General features: G+C 40.8%; 21 protein-coding genes. 16 read left to right on the plus strand and 5 right to left on the minus strand.

From position 1 onward, the window contains the following. Window positions 1-16: 16 nt before the first annotated feature. The 6 genes from AOM43_RS03940 to AOM43_RS03965 all read left to right on the plus strand — a co-directional run bounded on the left by AOM43_RS03940 (window position 17) and on the right by AOM43_RS03965 (window position 6,542). Window positions 17-694, plus strand: coding sequence for a DUF5752 family protein (locus tag AOM43_RS03940; RefSeq protein ID WP_006340402.1), 678 nt, complete (start codon window positions 17-19; stop codon window positions 692-694). Further along, window positions 691-1,953 (plus strand): glycosyltransferase, encoded by a 1,263-nt coding sequence (locus AOM43_RS03945; RefSeq protein ID WP_059359143.1) that lies wholly within the window; start codon window positions 691-693, stop codon window positions 1,951-1,953. The genes AOM43_RS03940 and AOM43_RS03945 overlap by 4 nt, the downstream gene beginning before the upstream one ends. Next, entirely contained in the window at window positions 1,950-2,717 is a 768-nt protein-coding gene (gene otsB / locus AOM43_RS03950) for a trehalose-phosphatase (protein ID WP_059359145.1), read from the plus strand. The genes AOM43_RS03945 and otsB overlap by 4 nt, the downstream gene beginning before the upstream one ends. Before the next feature lie 7 nt (window positions 2,718-2,724). After that, entirely contained in the window at window positions 2,725-4,221 is a 1,497-nt protein-coding gene (locus tag AOM43_RS03955; RefSeq protein WP_013924701.1) for an alpha,alpha-trehalose-phosphate synthase (UDP-forming), read from the plus strand. A gap of 514 nt (window positions 4,222-4,735) precedes the next feature. Continuing rightward, a complete protein-coding gene (locus AOM43_RS03960; protein WP_226987382.1) occupies window positions 4,736-5,542 on the plus strand; it encodes a hypothetical protein in 807 nt (268 codons plus the stop codon). A 22-nt stretch (window positions 5,543-5,564) separates the two neighbouring features. Continuing rightward, the gene (locus AOM43_RS03965; RefSeq protein WP_059359147.1) at window positions 5,565-6,542 is read left to right on the plus strand and encodes an Lpg1974 family pore-forming outer membrane protein; all 978 of its coding nucleotides are present in this window, start codon (window positions 5,565-5,567) and stop codon (window positions 6,540-6,542) included. Window positions 6,543-6,688: 146 nt separating this feature from the next. Here AOM43_RS03965 and lpxD read toward each other — a convergent pair whose 3' ends face one another. The 4 genes from lpxD to recR all read right to left on the minus strand — a co-directional run bounded on the left by lpxD (window position 6,689) and on the right by recR (window position 11,572). Beyond that, window positions 6,689-7,762, minus strand: a complete 1,074-nt coding sequence (gene lpxD / locus AOM43_RS03970) for a UDP-3-O-(3-hydroxymyristoyl)glucosamine N-acyltransferase (RefSeq protein WP_006340395.1) — start codon at window positions 7,760-7,762, stop codon at window positions 6,689-6,691. A 74-nt stretch (window positions 7,763-7,836) separates the two neighbouring features. After that, window positions 7,837-8,430 (minus strand): OmpH/Skp family outer membrane protein, encoded by a 594-nt coding sequence (locus tag AOM43_RS03975; protein ID WP_006340394.1) that lies wholly within the window; start codon window positions 8,428-8,430, stop codon window positions 7,837-7,839. 33 nt (window positions 8,431-8,463) lie between these two features. Further along, window positions 8,464-10,815, minus strand: a complete 2,352-nt coding sequence (gene bamA / locus AOM43_RS03980) for an outer membrane protein assembly factor BamA (protein WP_059359149.1) — start codon at window positions 10,813-10,815, stop codon at window positions 8,464-8,466. A 154-nt stretch (window positions 10,816-10,969) separates the two neighbouring features. Then, complete coding sequence (gene recR / locus AOM43_RS03985) at window positions 10,970-11,572, minus strand: recombination mediator RecR (protein ID WP_013924700.1); 603 nt, start codon at window positions 11,570-11,572, stop codon at window positions 10,970-10,972. 143 nt (window positions 11,573-11,715) lie between these two features. Between recR and AOM43_RS03990 the strand changes: the two genes are divergently transcribed. The 9 genes from AOM43_RS03990 to AOM43_RS04030 all read left to right on the plus strand — a co-directional run bounded on the left by AOM43_RS03990 (window position 11,716) and on the right by AOM43_RS04030 (window position 18,647). After that, window positions 11,716-12,711: a beta-ketoacyl-ACP synthase III gene (locus tag AOM43_RS03990; protein ID WP_059359152.1), complete on the plus strand. Its 996-nt coding sequence runs from the start codon at window positions 11,716-11,718 to the stop codon at window positions 12,709-12,711. Between the two features lie 20 nt (window positions 12,712-12,731). Further along, window positions 12,732-13,664: an ACP S-malonyltransferase gene (gene fabD, locus AOM43_RS03995; RefSeq protein ID WP_006340390.1), complete on the plus strand. Its 933-nt coding sequence runs from the start codon at window positions 12,732-12,734 to the stop codon at window positions 13,662-13,664. 14 nt (window positions 13,665-13,678) lie between these two features. Continuing rightward, on the plus strand, window positions 13,679-14,431 hold the full coding sequence (gene fabG, locus AOM43_RS04000) for a 3-oxoacyl-[acyl-carrier-protein] reductase (RefSeq protein WP_006340389.1): 753 nt from the start codon (window positions 13,679-13,681) through the stop codon (window positions 14,429-14,431). Between the two features lie 39 nt (window positions 14,432-14,470). Further along, the gene (gene acpP / locus AOM43_RS04005; RefSeq protein ID WP_006340388.1) at window positions 14,471-14,725 is read left to right on the plus strand and encodes an acyl carrier protein; all 255 of its coding nucleotides are present in this window, start codon (window positions 14,471-14,473) and stop codon (window positions 14,723-14,725) included. A gap of 259 nt (window positions 14,726-14,984) precedes the next feature. Then, entirely contained in the window at window positions 14,985-15,458 is a 474-nt protein-coding gene (locus tag AOM43_RS04010; protein WP_226987383.1) for a type III secretion system chaperone family protein, read from the plus strand. A 6-nt stretch (window positions 15,459-15,464) separates the two neighbouring features. Next, on the plus strand, window positions 15,465-16,160 hold the full coding sequence (locus AOM43_RS04015; protein ID WP_006340385.1) for a putative quorum-sensing-regulated virulence factor: 696 nt from the start codon (window positions 15,465-15,467) through the stop codon (window positions 16,158-16,160). Then, complete coding sequence (locus AOM43_RS04020) at window positions 16,150-16,965, plus strand: SDR family oxidoreductase (protein ID WP_006340384.1); 816 nt, start codon at window positions 16,150-16,152, stop codon at window positions 16,963-16,965. Before AOM43_RS04015 ends, AOM43_RS04020 begins: the two co-directional genes overlap by 11 nt. 15 nt (window positions 16,966-16,980) lie before the next feature. Further along, complete coding sequence (locus AOM43_RS04025; protein ID WP_006340383.1) at window positions 16,981-17,664, plus strand: 2-phosphosulfolactate phosphatase; 684 nt, start codon at window positions 16,981-16,983, stop codon at window positions 17,662-17,664. A 14-nt stretch (window positions 17,665-17,678) separates the two neighbouring features. Further along, window positions 17,679-18,647: a DMT family transporter gene (locus AOM43_RS04030; protein WP_006340382.1), complete on the plus strand. Its 969-nt coding sequence runs from the start codon at window positions 17,679-17,681 to the stop codon at window positions 18,645-18,647. On the opposite strand, the gene AOM43_RS12965 is transcribed toward AOM43_RS04030, so the two are convergent. Further along, entirely contained in the window at window positions 18,644-18,808 is a 165-nt protein-coding gene (locus tag AOM43_RS12965) for a DUF1328 domain-containing protein (RefSeq protein WP_006340381.1), read from the minus strand. The two genes, AOM43_RS04030 and AOM43_RS12965, sit on opposite strands and share 4 nt — an antisense overlap. A 149-nt stretch (window positions 18,809-18,957) precedes the next feature. Between AOM43_RS12965 and AOM43_RS04035 the strand changes: the two genes are divergently transcribed. After that, window positions 18,958-19,152 carry an F-box protein gene (locus AOM43_RS04035; RefSeq protein WP_013924697.1) on the plus strand — a complete coding sequence of 65 codons (195 nt, stop codon included), beginning with the start codon at window positions 18,958-18,960 and terminating at the stop codon, window positions 19,150-19,152. Window positions 19,153-19,282: the final 130 nt, after the last annotated feature.

The following is a 19,282-nucleotide window of genomic DNA, read 5'->3' on the forward strand; positions in this document are numbered from 1 at the left end:
TGATTAGAGGCGTTCAATGAATTTCAATAACCCTTTTTTTATTAAAAACTGTGCAATCGCAACGATTGCTACGGGTGACAAAGCGAATTCTCTTTCAGAATTGCGCGATAAGTTATTAACTATTAGTCATGATAGTATTTATTACCATTTTTGGAGCCGCAGACTTTTTTCCCAATTTACACATCCTGAATATCCCAATGACTTTTCGCTATGGTCACATCTAAGTTTACATGACGAATACTTAGCTGAGCGACTTAGTATATTAGATCCCACAGACTACGAGAATTTAGAAGATCTTCGTGCTGATCTCATTGATATTATTGAACAGCGCTTAGAAGAAATTCCTCCCGTTGCCTGGGTACAGCGCGGCGATCCCTTTCATTTTATCCGTTCATCCTTAATCGTTTTTGAAACCCCTTACCGGATTGATACTCCATTCGATCTTCCGCAGATGATTCAAAATTTGTCCCCAAACAATATCTTTTATCATTTTATCGATGCGCGTTCACGCACAGAGTCTCGCAGCGACGATTTTAGCACTTGGTTACGTCAGTTTGGCGATGATTTTTTACCCCTCATTGAAAAAATCGAAGCAATCGATCCCTATTTTTTATCTCTTTCCGACTTAAATAATGAGCTGCTGAGTGCCGTTCAAGAGTACTTTAAAACACATCAGCAAGGGGATAAAAAATGACCTCCCAAATTCTAGAAAAGTATGAAGCTGTTGTTGGATCAGAAATTATTAACGAATTACAACAAATAGCTGATCTTTTAAAACACATAAAAATTCTGCACATTAATTCCACACGCTATGGAGGAGGTGTTGCGGAGATCCTTGAAATGATGGTTCAACTAACAAATGCGCTTGGCATTGAAACAAATTGGGAGGTCATGCAGGGTACTTCAGAATTTTTCCAATGCACTAAATTATTTCACAATGGATTACAAGGAGACAAACAGTTAATTGTAAAACCTGAATTACTAAAGGCTTATCAAAGTGTGAATGAAGAAAATGCAGCTCATTTAATGCAACGAGTTGAAGAAGCCGACGTTATTTTTATCCATGATCCACAGCCTGCTGCCCTCATTAACGCCTTTCCTAAGCGTAAAAATAAATGGATCTGGCGTTGTCATATTGACTTGTCCTCCCCTCATCGAATAATTTGGAAATTTTTGCGTAATTATGTTCGTCATTATGATGCAAGCATATTTTCATTAAAAGATTTTGCACAGCCTCTTCCACATCCTATCTACCTAATTCCTCCTAGCATCGATCCATTGAGCGATAAAAATGCAGATCTGCCAGAGGAAGAAATCTCCCAAATTTATTCCCGATTTAATATAGACCCAAATCGTCCCATTATCTTGCAAGTTTCACGATTTGATCAGTTTAAGGATCCTCTTGGAGTCATAAGTTCTTTTCGGTTGGCCAAAAGGTTTAAGCACAATATTCAACTTCTACTAGCAGGGGGTGGAGCTCCAGATGATCCTGAAGGAGAAGCTGTTTTAGAGGCTGTAAAGAAAGAAGCTGCAAAAGATCCAGATATCCATATCCTTTTTTTGCCCTCAGATTCACATCGCACGATTAATGCCTTACAACGAGCTTCTACACTCATTATGCAAAAGTCAATCAGAGAAGGATTCGGACTGACTGTCACAGAAGCCCTATGGAAAAGTAAACCTGTCATTGGGGGAAATACCGGGGGCATTCGCTTACAAGTTGTAAATAATTACAACGGATTTCTTGTAAATACTCCGGAGGGAGCTGCGCTTCGCACTCGTTTTCTCCTTCAAAATCCTGCTATGATTCATGAATTTGGAAAGAATGGTCATCAATTTGTACGGAATCATTTTTTGATTACAAGACATCTACGTGATTATCTGAGTGTCATTATTTCCTTATTGCATCCTCATGATGGAAGAATCGATTTATCTAAAATGAGAACATCATGAATGTACTTGAACGTTTTTTTTCAGAATTATCTGCAAAAAAAAAGTGTCTTTTTCTTTTAGATTACGATGGCACTTTAGCTCCACTTTTGGCTGATAGGTCTCAAGCATTTCCCTATGAAGGTGTTAAAGAGCGACTGCAAGATTTAAGCGACTACAAAAATTATCGCATGGTGATCATAAGTGGACGTAGTTTGGAAGATTTAGAGAGATTCTTAAAGTCGATTGATCCCAGACTCGAACTTTGGGGATCTCATGGGCTTGAACATCTCAACCAAAGTGGACAAAGAAAATGTGAACCTGTTGACCCAAGTATCCAGGAAGGCTTGCAAAAAGCTTTAGAAGCTTGTTTGCTGTACTTTCCTTCTCAGCGTTGCGAAATCAAACCCTTTGGTATTGCATTTCACTGGCGAGGGATTGATGAAAAGGCTAGGGAAAAAATAAAACAGGTCATCCTTCCTGATTGGGAAAAGATCACGCAAGCTTATCCTCTGCATATTTATCAATTTGATGGGGGTTTAGAACTCAAACCTAGGGATCGAAACAAAGGAGACGTTGTCAAAGAACTCCTGCAAAATACACCATCAGACGTACCTGTTGTTTACATGGGTGATGATCAAACGGATGAGGATGCATTTAAGGTCCTAGGAGAAAGAGGGCTCAAAGTTCTTGTTAGAAAAGAATTTCGTCCTACTTTAGCCGATGTTCACCTAGTTCCACCGGAAGAATTACTTACTTTTTTTGATCGTTGCAAATCAATGGCATAGGTTTAATATGGATGATAATCTTGAGAGTAGTCGCTTAATGATCGTTTCCAATCGATTACCGGTCGTTTTTTCACGGGAAGATGGAAAACTAAAATCAAGCCCTGGTTCTGGAGGACTTGTCACTGCTCTAGCCCCTGTATTAAAAAATCGGGGAGGGATTTGGGTGGGTTGGCCTGGATTTGTTGAAGGTGACGAACAAGAAGTGATCCAAGAAATGAATAAATCCCAGAAAGAGGTCGGCTTTTCCTTTTCCCCCGTTTTTCTGACAAAAGAAGATGTTGATTTATACTACAACGGCTTTGCAAATGAAGTGATTTGGCCTCTCTTCCATGATTTACAGTCGGATTGCCGCTTTGATCCAAAATATTGGACAAAAGCTCAAGAGGTCACACACAAATTTGCACTTGCAGTTCAAAAGAAACATAAGAAAAATGACTTTACTTGGGTGCATGATTACCATTTGATTCTTTTAGGTGGAGAGCTTCGTAAATTAAATATTACATCCAAGCTGGCCTTTTTTTTACACATCCCCTTTCCTGCCCCAGATATCTTTTTGAAACTCCCTTGGCGCTTCCAGATTCTACGTGCATTATTGGAATATGACTTGATCGGATTCCAAACCATGCAAGATCAAAAAAACTTTGTCCACTGCTTGCGAAAGCTTCTTCCTGATATCAATCTTACAAGTTCACGTGGCTTACATTTTTGCGAGCTCGGAGAGCGAGAGATTCGAATTGGCTCCTTTCCTATCAGTATTGACTTTAATGCATTTTCAAAATCCGCAGCTAAAAAAGAAATTGCCAATCACGCAAAGATCAGCCACGAAAAGTTGAGTGGGCAAAAGATTATTTTTTCATTGGACCGCTTGGATATCACAAAAGGCATTCCCTATCGATTGGAAGCGATTCGAGATTTGCTTAAACATCATCCAGAACTTCATGCAAAAATTACCTTTATTCAAGTCGTCATTCCTAGCCGAACAGATATTCCTAAGTATCAGAATCTAAAAAACGAAGTAGATCGTTTAGTCGGAGAAATTAATAGCCAATTTACCCAAGCAGGTTGGGTACCGATTGAATATCTATTTCGCCCTCTCACACAACAAGAACTGCTTGCTTTTTATCGCACTTCCGAAATAGTCCTAGTAACACCAGTTAGAGATGGAATGAATCTTGTCTCAAAAGAATTTGTAGCTTCAAATGTGGAAGAAAACGGCGTTTTGATTTTGAGTGAATTTGCCGGGGCAGCTGCTCAATTTCAACATGAAGCCTTTTTAATTAACCCTTATGACATTGAAGGACTATCAAAAGCGATTTTTGATGCCTTGCAACTTCCTAAAGAAGAACGAAAAAAAAGAATGAAAAAAATGCGCAGAAATACAAAACGACATGATATTTTTCGATGGGTGCGCCTCTATTTAAGAGCCGCATTTTCAAAAGACCTTCAAGATTTTCCTGTTATTCAAGAATATGTGCCCACGGAAAATCCACCTGAACAAACTTAATTATCTGATTGATTGTTCTCTAGCTCTTCCAAGCTAGTACTTATTAATCTTACATGCTTGTTAATAAAAATGAGCATAAAATCTTTACTATTAGAATGAAAAACTCTCACAACTTAGCCTTTTCAACACCTAGATTTTTGTGATCATTCTTTCTTCAATTTCAAATGAGACTTTTTTACATTTTCTGTTGATCAAATAAATCTCATCAGTTTTGTAATCCATCAAGAAACAGCCTAAAATCCCTTTTCCCATTTATTTTTTGCTACAAAAAACTAGACAGAAGAATATCCGTGCAAATTCAGTAAAATGGCTTCAATAATGGTTCTATATTTCTATTAAAAGAAAAAATTCAAAAGAATACGCTACCACATTAGATGCTAACAATAAGTATTTTAAAAAAAAGACATTCAATAATCTCAGCCAAATAGATGCTTATCCATTATTTTTTTTGTAAAAAAATAATATGTATGATTCAATCGATTTGAAAAATTATTAAGATATGAAGAGGAAATTCATGATTTTACGTATACTCATCTTAGCGCTGACATTTGCTATCCCTTTATCTGCAATCGAAGAAAATAAAGTGATTGCTAGTACTACAGATCTCACACCCAACAATAAAAGTTGTGTTGGATGCAATAGCTGCCGTCAAAAACCTTCTGCAGCCGAATTGTTGCAATCCATACATACGATTCTAAATAATGAGATATTACTCCTACCACAACTGCAACCACAACTTGTGCAACTATTACAACAAATTGTGAATGAGGGTGGAATAGGAATTGTAGGTCCTCAAGGGCCTACGGGTCCTAGTGGACCTGCAGGTGCTACGGGAGCCACTGGCGCTGCAGGAGCAACAGGAGCTACCGGTGCAGCAGGAGGTGTACTAGACTTTGCAGATTTTTATGCATTGATGCCCCCAGATAACGCTGCAACCGTTGCGGCTGGAGGAGATGTTGATTTTCCAAATGATGGACCTTCGAGCGGCACAGGTTTAATTGCGCGTACTGGTGCTGATACGTTTAATTTGGCAGAAATTGGTTTTTACCAAGTCTTGTTTCAAGTGAGTGTAGCTGAAGCTGGCCAGCTGGTCCTAACCCTTAATTCGGGAGCCGGAGCTCTTGAGCTGCCTTATACAGTTGTGGGGCGTGCAACGGGTACTTCCCAAATAGTAGGAATGGCTCTTCTGGAAACAACTGTTATTAATTCCATACTCACTGTACGTAATCCTGCTTCAGAAAGTACAGCATTAACTATAACTCCTTTGGCAGGTGGAACAGAGCCAGTTTCTGCACATCTAGTTATTACACGAATCAAATAGTCATTAAAGTAGGAAATATCGTATGACATACTTCATGAGAAAGATATATGTAGCAGTAACTCTCTTGTCGATTACTTCATTGGGTTATGCCAACGAAGATTATGATAATTCACTGACCTGTGGAGAAACTGAGAACGACTTTTGCTGCGAACCTATTAGTTGTGGCCTCGGGTTCATCAGTGCTGATCTATTATATTGGAGAGCTTTCGAAAGTGGGCTTGATGCTTGCGTTCCTGGACAAGTTTCCGACATTGTGACATCGGACGGAAAAGTGGTTTCTAGATTCAAAGGAAGGGGTCGAGACCCTCACTTTGATTGGAATCCAGGTTTTCGAATCGCTGCCGGTTATGAACTGCCTTGCAGCGACTTAGATATAGCAGCATCTTGGACGTATTTTCATTCTCGTTCGCATGGCCCGAGAAATCATGGAAATAAAATTCGATGGAATCTCAATTTTGATGCTGTAGATGTTGTAGCTGGCTATGAATCAGATTTCGGTGCATGTTTTGCTCTGAGACCTTTTGGGGGATTGCGTGGAGCATGGATCGATCAAAAGCTACGCATACATGGGACTTCCAATTCAGCAAGTTCTTCTGTAACAAATGACCTGCTTGAGGCCAAAACAAAGAATAAAGAAAATTTCTGGGGAGTAGGTCCTTTAATAGGTCTTGGAGCAGACTGGAACATCGGATGTGGTTTTAGCTTATATACAAGTGCCTCTATAGCTTGGTTATATGGAAACATTGATGTAAGACTTAGGGAAGCTGATGAGACTGTAGATACGGTTAACCTTTGCAGGGTAAAAAAACGTCTCGATGCTAATCTAGCGGTTGCTGATGCTGCATTGGGCATTCGCTGGCAAACATGTTTTTGCAGAAATACTCGATTAATTTTACAGCTAGGCTTAGAGCACCACCGTTATTTTGATTACAACCGAATTGGCGGTTATGGTGATCTGTGCTTTGATGGATTCAATTTTTCTGCTGGGCTTGAGTTTTAAGCCCTGTCTTTCATAAAAACTTGATCTGAATAGAGAGAAGTTTTTGTAACGTAGTTGACGATTCGATTTGGTTCATGATTCCACGTGAACCAAATCCTCCTTTTAGGTTTACAAATCCGTGCCTATGGAGACATTCATCTATAAAATTAACTATTGGAATGATTTCTCTCAAGCTCTTCTAGTTTTTTTTCAAGCTTTTCAATGCGCTCCAAATACTTGCCAATATTACGGGCTTGGACAGATTGGCGGTTATGCTCGGACAGTGAAAGAGCTGGAAATCCCCCATATTTTCCGGGCTTCATCAAGGATTTAGTTACACCTGATTTAGCGGCGATAATCACGCCTGAAACAATCTCTAAGTGTCCTCCAATAGCGGCTTGTCCTCCAATGACAACATGATTCCCAATCTTTGTCGAACCCGCAATCCCTGTTTGAGCGACAACTAAACAATGTGCTCCAATTGTGACACCATGGGCAATTTGGACTGCATTGTTAATTTTGGATCCTTTTCCCACGCGCGTTTCCTTAAATCGTGCTCGATCAATTGTGACATTCGATCCAATTTCCACATCATCTTCAATCACCACAATTCCAATTTGATTAAGCTTGGTATGTTGGCCTCTGGCATCGGTCGTATAGCCAAAACCGCATGCACCAATAACCGCTCCTGGCTGCAAAATCACGCGGTTTCCAATTTGACATCTTTCCCGAACTGTCACGTTTGGATAAAAGAAACAATCATCTCCGATAAAAGAATGTGGGCCAATATAGCACCCCGCCCCTATAGCCGTATTATCACCAATTTGAGCTCCATGGTCAATTACAGCATGAGGTCCAATCGTTACGTTGTCTCCAATAACTGCCGTTTCATGTACAACTGCCGTGGAGTGGATTCCAAAAAAGCCGGATTGACCTTTACTTTCTTCAAAAAAGGCTTCAACCGTTTTTTGAAAGGCACGAGAAGGATCTTCTACAATTAGAACATTGCGATTTTCATCATACGCACTATCGTCCGAAATAAAAACAACCCCTGCTTTCGATTTACGCATAGCTTCATCATAGCGAGCAGTCGTATACTTAGGCTTTGATAAAAAAGAGGCATCATTTTCCCCCGCAGTCACAAGATCAGCCACACCTGTTATGAGATGTTGTGGATTCCCCACAAGCTTCGCTTGAGTCATTTCGGCTAGTTCTGCGAGGGTAAATGCTTTTTGGATCATAAGAAAAACCTGGTATGAAGGGAGTACTGAATGTTTAAGAGAGAACATGGTTACCCATGCTCTCTATGAAGACTTTAGTTTGTAGCAGAAGCTTTGATATCTGCTTCAGACATTTTATCAATGAGATCGATTACTTTATCAGTTAGGTCAAACTCTGGTTTATAGAAGAAGCTGCTTTCTTCATTTAAAACGATGTCTACACCCACTTCTTTTGCAACAGTTTCGGACGCTTTAGCAATTAGCTCTTGCAATTGTTGGACAATCTTCATGTTTGTCTGGCTAAGTGCTTGGTAGTACTGGTTTTGATACTGGGTGATCTCTTGATTAAGTGTACGATACTTATGCTTGAGTTCATTTTCAGCTTCATTAGAAAGGCTATCTACATAGTCCGGATCGCTAAGCTTAGCAGCAATTTCGTTTAAGCTTTTTTCTTTTTCTTGTAGAGAGTTTTCCATCTGTTTTTTCAAAGATTCAAAAACAGTTTGTTCGTGCTTTCCAATTTTAGATTTTTCGATACACACTTTAAAATTTACAACTGCAATTTTAGCTGTTTTATCAAAACTTGTTCCAGAAGTCGCATCTTGTGTTGCAGGAGCCGCGGCGCAAAGGATAAATCCGATTGAACCTGCCATCAACATTTTTACTAAAGCTAGACGGATGTTTTTCATATATGTTCTCCATAAGTTCTAAATCAAAATTTCTTAGAATTGTCCACCAATTGTCAGGAAGAAGCGCTTAACTTCACTACGATTTTTCGCATTCAGTGGGAAACCCATACCAATTGTTAAAGGTGGTCCACTGGCTAGCACTTTAAGACGCGTACCAATACCCACAGAGGTATATAGCCCTCCAAAGTCCCAGGTATTTCCAGAAAGATAACCGCCATCACAGAAGATAAATCCTTCAATACGACTGTTATAGGCATGTGCATATTCCGCTGAGTAAAGTTGCAAGGATAGACCCCCACGAGGATCGCCATCGTTAAATTGTGGACCTAAGCGATAAGAGCGATAACCACGAATGGTACTATTTCCGCCAAGGTACAGTTTTTCATCGAGTGGCAAAGTTTCTTCTGAGGTATGCCCAAAAGGTTGAATAAAGCGAAAGTCTGCACGGAATTTTAATACACCGCTCTTTTCAACAGGAATGTAATAAGAGTTGATGTAAGCTAAAGAACCGAAATGGTGACGCCCGCCTAACCCGGCAACTTCAATATCCAAACGTGATTTGAAACCACGACGAGGATAAGTTGGGCTGTCTGAAGAATCGTAGATAAACGAGCTTCCTACAGCTGAAATAATTCCACCGTTTTTAGCTTCTCTTCTTAAAGTTGGAGAGACATCATCCGAATCATCTAAATGCACATGGGAATCACGCAAACGGTAGTGTACACCTGTTCGCAAGAAATCATTCACGTTATAAACGGCATGTGCTACGAATTGGGAAGCATCGATCGAATAATCACTTGATAAATAACGGTTGCTGGAGCGCTCGATATCAAATCCGACTGTCCAAGGAGTATCCATAAAGAAAGGCTTTGCCCAAGATAGGGAATAGCTTCTGCTTTTGGATCCGATGGTGGCGTTCAAGTTCAGCAATTCGCCTCCCCCTCTTAATCCTCCATAACCTGTGCGGAAAATGTTTCTAAGACCTTTGTAGCTAAAGTTGTTTTCTGTAACGCTAACGTTCCCGAAAAGACTTTCAATAGTACTATATCCAACAGCCAAACCAAAACGACCAGTGCTTGTTTCTTCCACTTCAATATGCAGATCTCTGAAGTTCTCGCCTAACTCACATGTTTGGGATTTGACAGCATAGACGTTGACATTTTGGAAGTACCCAATGTTCCTTAATCTTTCTTCCGTCAAATTCATTTTATCGACGTTGAAGACTTGCCCTGGCACTAAAAGTGTCTCATGCAAAATCACACGTGTTTCTGTCGAACAGTTTCCGAGAACTTTAATTAAACCGACAAAATATTGATTTCCTTCATGAATTTTAAGATGTAGGGAATACGAGCAGTTGTCAGGATCTAAGCGAGGCTCATAATCAACGTAAGCTTCAATGTATCCACGGCGACCGTAGTAGTTCGCAATGTTTTTAACTGTTGAAACGATCGCTTCAGGAGAATATTGCATCCCCTCTTCAAAAGTTAATAAACAACTAATTTGTTCATCTGAGAAGAGAGTGTTTCCTTCAAAGGTAACATTTCCAAAATGATAGCAACGTCCTTTTGTGGCTGTAATTAAAATGATAATTCGATCTTTCTGCGTAGCTTCATCGATTTGAATATCCACACTGGCATCTGCATACCCTCTATTTTGCAAGTAATTCAAAATCTGGTACTGATCATGCTGCATGGCCTCTTCTCGATAGGTGCCCTGCTCTGTCAACCAACTGGTAAAAAAGGAATATTCCTTTGTCACCATTTGTTCCATCAGCTCAGCTTCTTCTTCAGGGGTGAAGTTGCAGAATCGAATCGTTTTGATTTTACCTGCGCGCCCTTCTTGGATATTGATGTCAATTTCCACCTCATTTGCCACTTCATTCCAATTCACGAAATAGTCGAGTTGTGCTTCAAAAAATCCTTGTTTCACGTAGTACGCTTTAAGCGCCTGAAAGGCTTTGTTAAAAGCGAGCCGATCAAAGACGGTAAAAGGTTTAATTTTTAATTCGTTTTGCAAAGTATCGGTCGCAACTCTTTCATTTCCCGCCCAACGGATAATCCGAATATTTGGCTTTGGCCATACTTTTAAAACTAAGCGAATTTTTTTATCACTTGGCTCCAAAACAGGCTCAACATGATCAAATTCGGTAGCTAATAATTTCAAATCTTGGTCGAAGGAAGTATGCGAAAAAATATCGTTTTCTTTTGTTTTTAAACGGGCTTTGATGGCATTTTCATCGATCGGTTGCACACTTTTTTGACTGCCGTTGATAATTTGTATTTTTTCAATAACCTGGCCTTCATATTGGTATGTATTGGCAGAAAGTCCAAAGCATTGAAGAAGAAAAACGGTGAGAATTAATAAAGTATTCTGGAATTGTTTCATTATAGATCCTTTGTGATACACCTTGTGCGCTCTCAGATTAAATGAACGGAAATCGAACGCTAAGGAGGAATGATGATAGAGAATCCCGCACAATAATTGCAACTTTTACTCGTGACTGAAATTTGCAACTGGGTTGCAAATTTCAAAATATTGCCTAAAAACTGGCCCTTCCCGAAAAAGCGCGCGCTAAAGTTCCACCATCCACGTAATCCAATGAGCTGCCAACAGGTAACCCATAAGCTAGCCGCGAGACCTGCACGGGTAAAGTCCCCAATTCTCTTTTGATGTACAAAGCTGTCGCATCGCCTTCTAACGTTGAACCTAATGCAATCACGACTTCATGAATCTGATGGATTTCGATTCTTTCCTTTAAAGATGCAAGCGATAGACGTTCAGGACCAAATCCATCCAGAGGAGAAAGAAGCCCGCCTAACACATGATATAATCCTTTATATTCCCGGGTTTCTTCAATCGAAAACACATCACGGGGTGAAGAGATCACACATAGAATTTGAGAGGCTTGCCGAACAAGATCATCACAAAAAGGGCACCCACCAGCTTCTTCTTTTAAACAACCACACGCGGAACAAGCTTGAATTTTTTCTGGCACTTGAGACAATATAGTGCCAAACTCCCTTAATTTCTCCTCATCCCATTCCATTAATTGAAAGGCAAACCGCTCGGCACTTCTCGCTCCTACCCCAGGCAATTTTTTTAAGACCTGGATGAGTTTAATCAGATGAGATGGATAGCGCATATTTAATTTTCTCACTTTTATTAATGATGTTTTAGGATAAATCGTATCAGATTAATGAAATCCACTCAAAACTTCTTTCTTTAAAATTAAATCGTTGTTTGATACAGTGTTAGGTTTAAAAATTTGTTTTGGAGTCTTATTCAATGACAGTTCAAAAAAGGGCGCGCATTATAGGTCTTGGTTCTTATTTGCCCGAACGCATTTTGAGTAACTTCGATTTAGAAAAAATCGTCGATACGAGTGATGAATGGATCTCATCCCGCACAGGGATGAAAGAAAGGCGCATTGCCGCCCCCGATGAATTTGCTTCAGATATGGGAAGAGAAGCAGCTTTAAAAGCCCTGCAAAAAAGTGGTGTAGCAGCAGAAGAAATCGATATCATTTTAGTAGCTACCACAACACCCGATTACATGATGCCAACTACCGCCAACCTCATTCAAGCTCAAATTGGGGCAAAAAAAGCCGCGGCGGTTGATTTTCATGCAGCATGCACAGGCTTTCTTTACGGCTTATCTTTAGCTAAAGCTTATATCGAATCCGGGATGTACCGGAATGTTTTGCTCATCGCAACTGAAAAAATGACTGCCTTTGTGGACTACACAGATCGAAACACCTGCATTCTTTTTGGAGATGGAGCTGCTGCTGCGGTTATATCTGGCCAAGGGGAAGGCCTTCTAATCGGAGATGTTTGCCTAGGCTCTGATGGTGATCAAGCGCATTTAATTACACTTCTTGGAGGAGGCACACGCCACCCTTGTTCACAAGAATCCTTAAAAGGAGGATTGCATTACTTCCGCATGCTAGGCAAAGAAGTGTTTAAACATGCTGTGCGTCGCATGACTGCTGCCGCCGAAACATGCATTAGCCGAGCAAGCCTACAACCCGATCAAATTGAATGGCTCATTCCCCATCAAGCGAATGAACGGATTATTGATGCCGTAGGAAAAAACTTTGCTATCCCAACAGAAAAAATCTACAAAACCGTGCATAAATATGGAAATACTTCCGCTCCAAGCGCTGCCATAGCCCTTGATGAGCTCATGCAAGAACATCCCATTCAAGAAAATCAAAATCTTTTAATGGTTGCTTTTGGGGCAGGCTTAACATGGGGAGCCACCATATTGACTAAGTGCCTATAATAACGGGGAGAAATAATCATATGTCAAAAAAAATCGCCTTTATTTTTCCTGGACAAGGTTCACAATATCCTGGCATGGGAAAAGAGTTTGTCGAAACATTTCCCCTTGCTAAGCAAATCTTTGAGGAAGCTGACGACCGGTTAAAAAGAAAACTTTCAGCATTGATTTTGCAAGGACCCGAAGCTGAACTTACTGAAACAAAAAACAGTCAAGTCGCTATTTACGTCACAAGCTACGCCATTTTACGCTGCGTACAACACGAATTCCCTCACTTGTATCCCACTTATTGCGCAGGACTCAGTTTAGGGGAATACACAGCTGCAACGGCGGCAGGCAAAATCTCATTTGCAGACGGTTTAACACTTGTCCAATCCCGTGGCCAGTTTATGAATGACGCCTGTGAAAAAACAGCGGGGACAATGGCTGTTGTGCTCGGATTAGATGCTGATACAGTCGAAGATCTGGTAAACGCTCTAAATCTTCCCCATGACCTGTGGGTAGCAAACTACAATTGCCCTGGGCAAGTGGTGATTTCAGGAACCCTCAAAGGGATTGAAGAAGGATCTGCAGCAGCCAAAGCCAAGGGGGCAAAACGAATTCTCCCTCTTCAGGTACACGGAGCTTTTCATAGCGGTCTGATGCGCGAAGCTGAAGAACGGCTTGCCGAACATGTACAGCAGGCATCCTTTACAGATAGTCCCGTTCCTCTCGTGATGAATGTCACAGGAACTTCTGCAAATGACCTCGAAGAAATTCGCTCTAACTTAATTAAACAAGTCACCCATTCTGTTCGTTGGCAACAAGGGATTGAACACATTTGCAAACAAGGAATCGATCAATTTATTGAATTTGGCTGCGGCAAAACATTGGCTGGCTTTAATAAACGGATAGGCGTTCTCGCCCCTACATTGTCGATTGAAACTCTTGCAGATTTAAAACATTTAGCGGAATGAACAAGGAACTCTCTATGATTACTTTATCTCCTGCATCCATAGCCCTTGTGACTGGCGGCAACGCAGGAATTGGCAAAGCAATTGCCCAAAACTTAGCACAAGCTGGGGCCACAGTCATTATTTTCGGTACCAATGCAGAACGAGGACAAGCGGCTGTCGGTGAAATTAACGCTTTAACAGGAAAACCATCCACAACTTTTTTTCAAGTTAATGTGGCCAATACAGCTGAGGTTGACCAAGCCATCCAAACGATTTTAGCACAATTTGGACATGTGGATATCCTCGTCAACAATGCGGGTATCACACGTGATGGCTTACTCATGAAGATGAGTGAAGCGGATTGGGATGAGGTAATGGACACCAACGTTAAGTCCTGCTACAACCTTTGCAAAGCTCTTGCTCGCACAATGATTAAAACGCGAAAGGGAAAAATCATCAATATCAGCTCTGTTATTGGCTTGACAGGAAATGCTGGACAAGTGAATTATGCATCTTCCAAAGCCGCATTGATCGGATTTACAAAAGCCTTAGCAAAGGAACTTGCTCCCCGCAACATTTGCGTAAATTGCATCGCTCCTGGATTTATTGAAACACGTATGACAGATGTGATGACAGAGACCCAAAGAAAATCTATTTTAGACTCCATTCCTTTGGGTCGCATGGGGTCACCTGAAGATATTGCGCAAGCCACTCTGTACCTCGCATCCCCTGCATCCGACTACATGACAGGCCAGGTCCTCGTGGTCGATGGCGGAATGGTCATGTAAGGCAAAAATTATTATGAACTCCTAAAAAAAGGAACATATATGACAATAGAACAAGAAGTAATTGATATCGTCGTCGAGCAACTCGGTGTCGATAAAGATGAGGTCGCTCTTGACAAGTCATTTGTCGAAGATCTCAACGCAGATTCATTAGATCTCACAGAACTCATCATGACTTTTGAAGAGCGTTTTAAAGAATATGATTGTGAAATTTCCGAAGAGCAAGCCGAAAAGCTCAAAACAGTCGGCGATGCTGTCACATTCATTCAAAAATGCGCGGATCAAAAAAAAGGGTAACAAACGGATCCTTATGAAAAGATTCATATACTTATTCTGCATGCTGTGTGCGTTTTCGATGGCAAGCTGCTATCGAATGCCCGGAGAGGATGATTGTTCGGTTATTCCAACCACAAATAACCTTTCCATCACAGGACAAGGGAGCAACCAAAGCTGGACTCCTTCCGTTCAATATTGATTTTACCCCAGTGAATGTCACAAACATTTCACTGGGATAAATTTGCTCCATCTAAAAGCGATCGAACCCCAGGCCCATCCTATGGTAAAATTAAAGCTAGATAGAATCATCGAGTATCTATTTTCAAAAAATTATGCCTTGAAACTGCAACCTGAAATGGATCAAGCTTACCTTTTATTGAAAATTGAAGGCAAAGAGTACCCTCTTTTCATCCGTATCTTGGATGGAGAAAACTTTTTACAACTCCTCGTTTTCTTTCCGGAAGCAATTAAAAAAGGCTGCTTTAATGATATGGCACGTTTGCTTCACCTCATCAACAAAGAAATCGATGTTCCGGGATTCTGCATGGATGAAGAAAATGGATTCGTTTTCTACCGCCTTCTCATCCCCGCCATCAATCAAGAAATCGATGAAGGCCTTCTTGAGACCTATATCAAATCCTGCGAACTACTTTCCAAAACCTTCTCTCCTGCAATTGAGAACGTTGCAAATGGAGATCTAGATTTTGAAACGGTATTTCAGCGTACACAAGAAGAAAAAAAACATACCCTTTAGCATAAAATGAAAGCCCTTTATTACGATACAGAAACAACCGGGATAAAAGCTGACAGAGATTATGTGATCGAGTTAGCTGTCTATGATCCCGTAGGTAATCGCACATTTGAACGATTGATCAATCCAGGTGTCCCCATTCCTCCTGAGGCAACTGCCATCCATCATATCACAGACGAGATGGTTGCAAATGCCCCCTCATTTGGCGAGATCATTGAAGAATTCAAAGAGTTTTGTTCGGGCGATGTCGTTTTAATCGCACATAATAACGATCAGTTTGATATCCATTTTCTACGAAATGAGTTTAAACGAAGCAACCAAGAGCTGCCCCCATGGAAATTTTTGGATACTTTAAAGTGGGCAAGACGTTACAGAAATGATCTTCCACGGCACACTCTACAGTTTCTGCGTGGAATCTATGGGATTGCGGAAAATAATGCCCATAGGGCACTTGATGATGTTATCGTTCTTCACCAAGTTTTCTCTGCCATGCTTGACGACTTGTCAATTGCAGAGGCTTACGCGCTCATGAACCAACCAAAAGACATACAACACATGCCTTTCGGCAAGCATCAAGGGATGCCCCTAAAGCAAGTTCCAGCAAGCTATATCCAATGGCTCGCAGGTACTGGAGCTTTTGAAAAGCCTGAAAACCTGGAACTTAGACAATGTTTTGAAAAGCTTGGCCTTTTAAATGTCGGCTGATTTAAACATTGGCATTTTAGGCTGTGGCTATGTGGGAAAAGCTGCTGCACAATCCTTGCAGCACCAGCATTGCGTTACAGCCTCTACACGCCGTTTAAATCGCATTGAAGAATTGTCAACATATGCTACCAAAGTCGTCCTTCTTGAAAAATCCTTCGATTCTTTGCTCGAAGAACAAGATATTTTAATTGTCTCTGTCGCCCCCTCTCAAAATGACTCCTATGAGCAGTGCTATTTAGAAACTGCGCGGGCGATTACACAATCCATAGCAGACTACCCCCGCATCAAGCAAATCATTTATACGAGCAGCACATCTGTATACGGAGAGCATCAGGGAGCCTGGGTAGATGAAGACACGGAGCCCAAACCTTCAAATAAAAAAACCTGCATCCTACTGGAAACGGAAAACACGCTGCTCTCTTTAGCCTCAGAAACCCTCTCGATTTGCATTTTGCGTCTAGGGGAGATTTTCGGACCAGGCCGAGAACTAATCAACCGCTTTAACAGTCACGAGAGGAAAATTTTTCCTGGATCAGGAGAAAATTTCACTAATTTAACGCCACTCAGAGATATCGTTCAAGTCATAAATTATGCGATAAATAACTCCTTAGGAGGTATTTACAATCTTTGTCTTGATGAGCATCCTCCACGTAAATTGCTCTACGAGCAAATCTGCAAGCGGAATAATTTTCCGGTTCCCCTCTGGGATACACAAAAACAAACAATTCATGTAGGCAATAAACGGGTATTGTGTGATAAAATAAAGTTAACAGGATATTCACTCCCTTTTCAGGGGCTCGAATAAAACCCAGAGTATGCAATGAACATCAAAACATTTCGGATGAATGAATGCATTCATGCGGAAGGATTGGTCGTTGTCATAGACGTGATCCGTGCATTCACAACAGCCGCATTTGCCTTTGCTTCAGGTGTAGAAAAAATCTTCGTCACGAGAACTGTGGATGAAGCGCTCTCACTGCACGCAAAATTTCCGCATACGCGTACGATGGGAGAGGTCGATGGCTTTGCCATCCAACAATTTAACTATGGGAATTCCCCGCTCCAGTTTAAAGATGAAAATTTAACCGGAATAACTCTGATTCAACGCACCTCCTCTGGAACCCAGGGAATTATCAATTGTATTCATGCTCAACAAATTCTCGCTGCCAGCTTTGTTGTAGCTGAAGCGACACTCAAATACATTCGATTCCTTCAACCTGCGCAACTTAGCCTTGTTGTTACTGGCCCTGATAATGCCGACGAAGATCTCGCTTTTGCGGATTATCTCAGTGCCAGGTTAAATCACCACAATGTCTCTCCTCGTTCTTATTTAGAACGCGTAAAAAATTCCCCCAGTGGGAAAAAAGCCTTATTAGATCCACTCAATGGTCGATGTTCTTTTGAAGATTTGCAAGCAGTACTTCAAGTTAACCGCTTCCCTTTCTTCATGGAAGTCCTCAAAGAAAAAGAACACTTCGTCCTAAAGGCTTTTCCTGAACTATAACCCAGGATCCAGCCATGTTTCTCGGAATATTATTAGTTCTTGTTGCTTGTTTGATTTGGGGGCTAATTTTCGTAGTTCCCCTCTTTATGGATGGTTTTACGCCATTCGAAATCGCCCTTGGCAGGCACTTTTGCTTTGGCACATTATCACTTGGAATTTTAGCCGGCTTTTGGTGGAGGGGAACATTTAAAGTTTCCCTTGCAATGATTCCTACCGCTTTTAAATTTGCGCTAGTGACCAACATCATCTACTACATCTCGCTCGTCCTTGCGCTGCGCAGCGCCAGTGCAACAGTCACGGCCTTAATTGCGGGCTTAAGCCCCATTACAATCGCTCTTTACGGAAACCTAAAGCAACGTACCTATCGCTTTAAAAGCCTGTTAATACCGAGTCTTCTCATTCTACTTGGCTTAGTTTTAGTCAATTTATCTGCTTTTGAAAATCATTGGATTGCCGACAGTATTGAAGATTATTTATTTGGATTAGCTTGTGCAATCATCGCGTTAATAGCCTGGACTTGGTATGTCGTGGCAAATGCTGATTTTTTAAAACGACATCCAGAAGTCCCTTGCAGCCAATGGGCTACCATGATTGGAACGGCTACTTTCTGCTGGGTCGTTGTGGTTGCAACAGTCATCGGGATTATTGATTCCACATTGGTCGATATCACCAAAATGGTGACTTTTGAAGAGGAGTTAATCGCCTTCCTCGCTGGATGTTTAATTTTAGGAATTATTTGTTCCTGGTGTGGCTCTTATCTGTGGAATAGAGCTAGCACCCTTCTTCCCATCGCTTTAGCTGGCCAATTGACCATTTTTGAAACTGTTTTTGCTCTTATTCTCGTATTCTTCATCGAACAACGCGTACCCTTCTATACCGAAGTCGCTGGCATGACTTTAATGCTTGGAGCGATTGCAGGGAGCCTATGGTTTCTTGGCTCCCCTGAACAGACCAAAGAGGCTGAAGTCTCCAAGTTAGACTAAATGCCTGCCCTTCCGCCAAATAATAATGAAATCACAAAAAGAACTAAAAAGAGAACAAATAAAATCTTCGCTATTTGAGTTGCTGTACCAGCAATTCCACCAAAACCGAGAACGCCTGCAATAATGGCTACAATTAAAAAAATAACAGCCCAGCTTAACATAATTTTCTCCTTGTTGTTTCCAACGTAAAAAGGCTATTTTTTTTAGTCAACGATAAATTATTTTTTTCTCTACAAGATAGAACTGTTTTCATTGAAAAAGATAAATTGCTATGATTGTTCTACATAATTCAAGCTCATCTAGGAAAAATATGAATTCCCTTTGCTCCGCAAGTACGTACATAAATGAAACAAAAATTCCCAGCGAAATATGGGAAGAAATTTTCAAGTTTGCCGGTTTGAAGGGAACGATTAATATGGGAAAAACATGCAGAGCATTTTATGAAATTGCAAATGACTTACCTTTAAAGGTCGAAGTTTTAGCTACTCAGTTTTTTTACTATTAGCAGATATAAAAAAGAGGCTCATTCCTTATTGCATTCGAGATATGATCAAAAGTTGTGTATGAGGTGAAAAAAAGAGAGCGCATCCTTAAAATGTTTTTTACGACAAAAACTAAATGGGAGTGCGCTCATG

The organism is Parachlamydia acanthamoebae (assembly GCF_000875975.1).
Lineage (GTDB): Bacteria > Chlamydiota > Chlamydiia > Chlamydiales > Parachlamydiaceae > Parachlamydia > Parachlamydia acanthamoebae.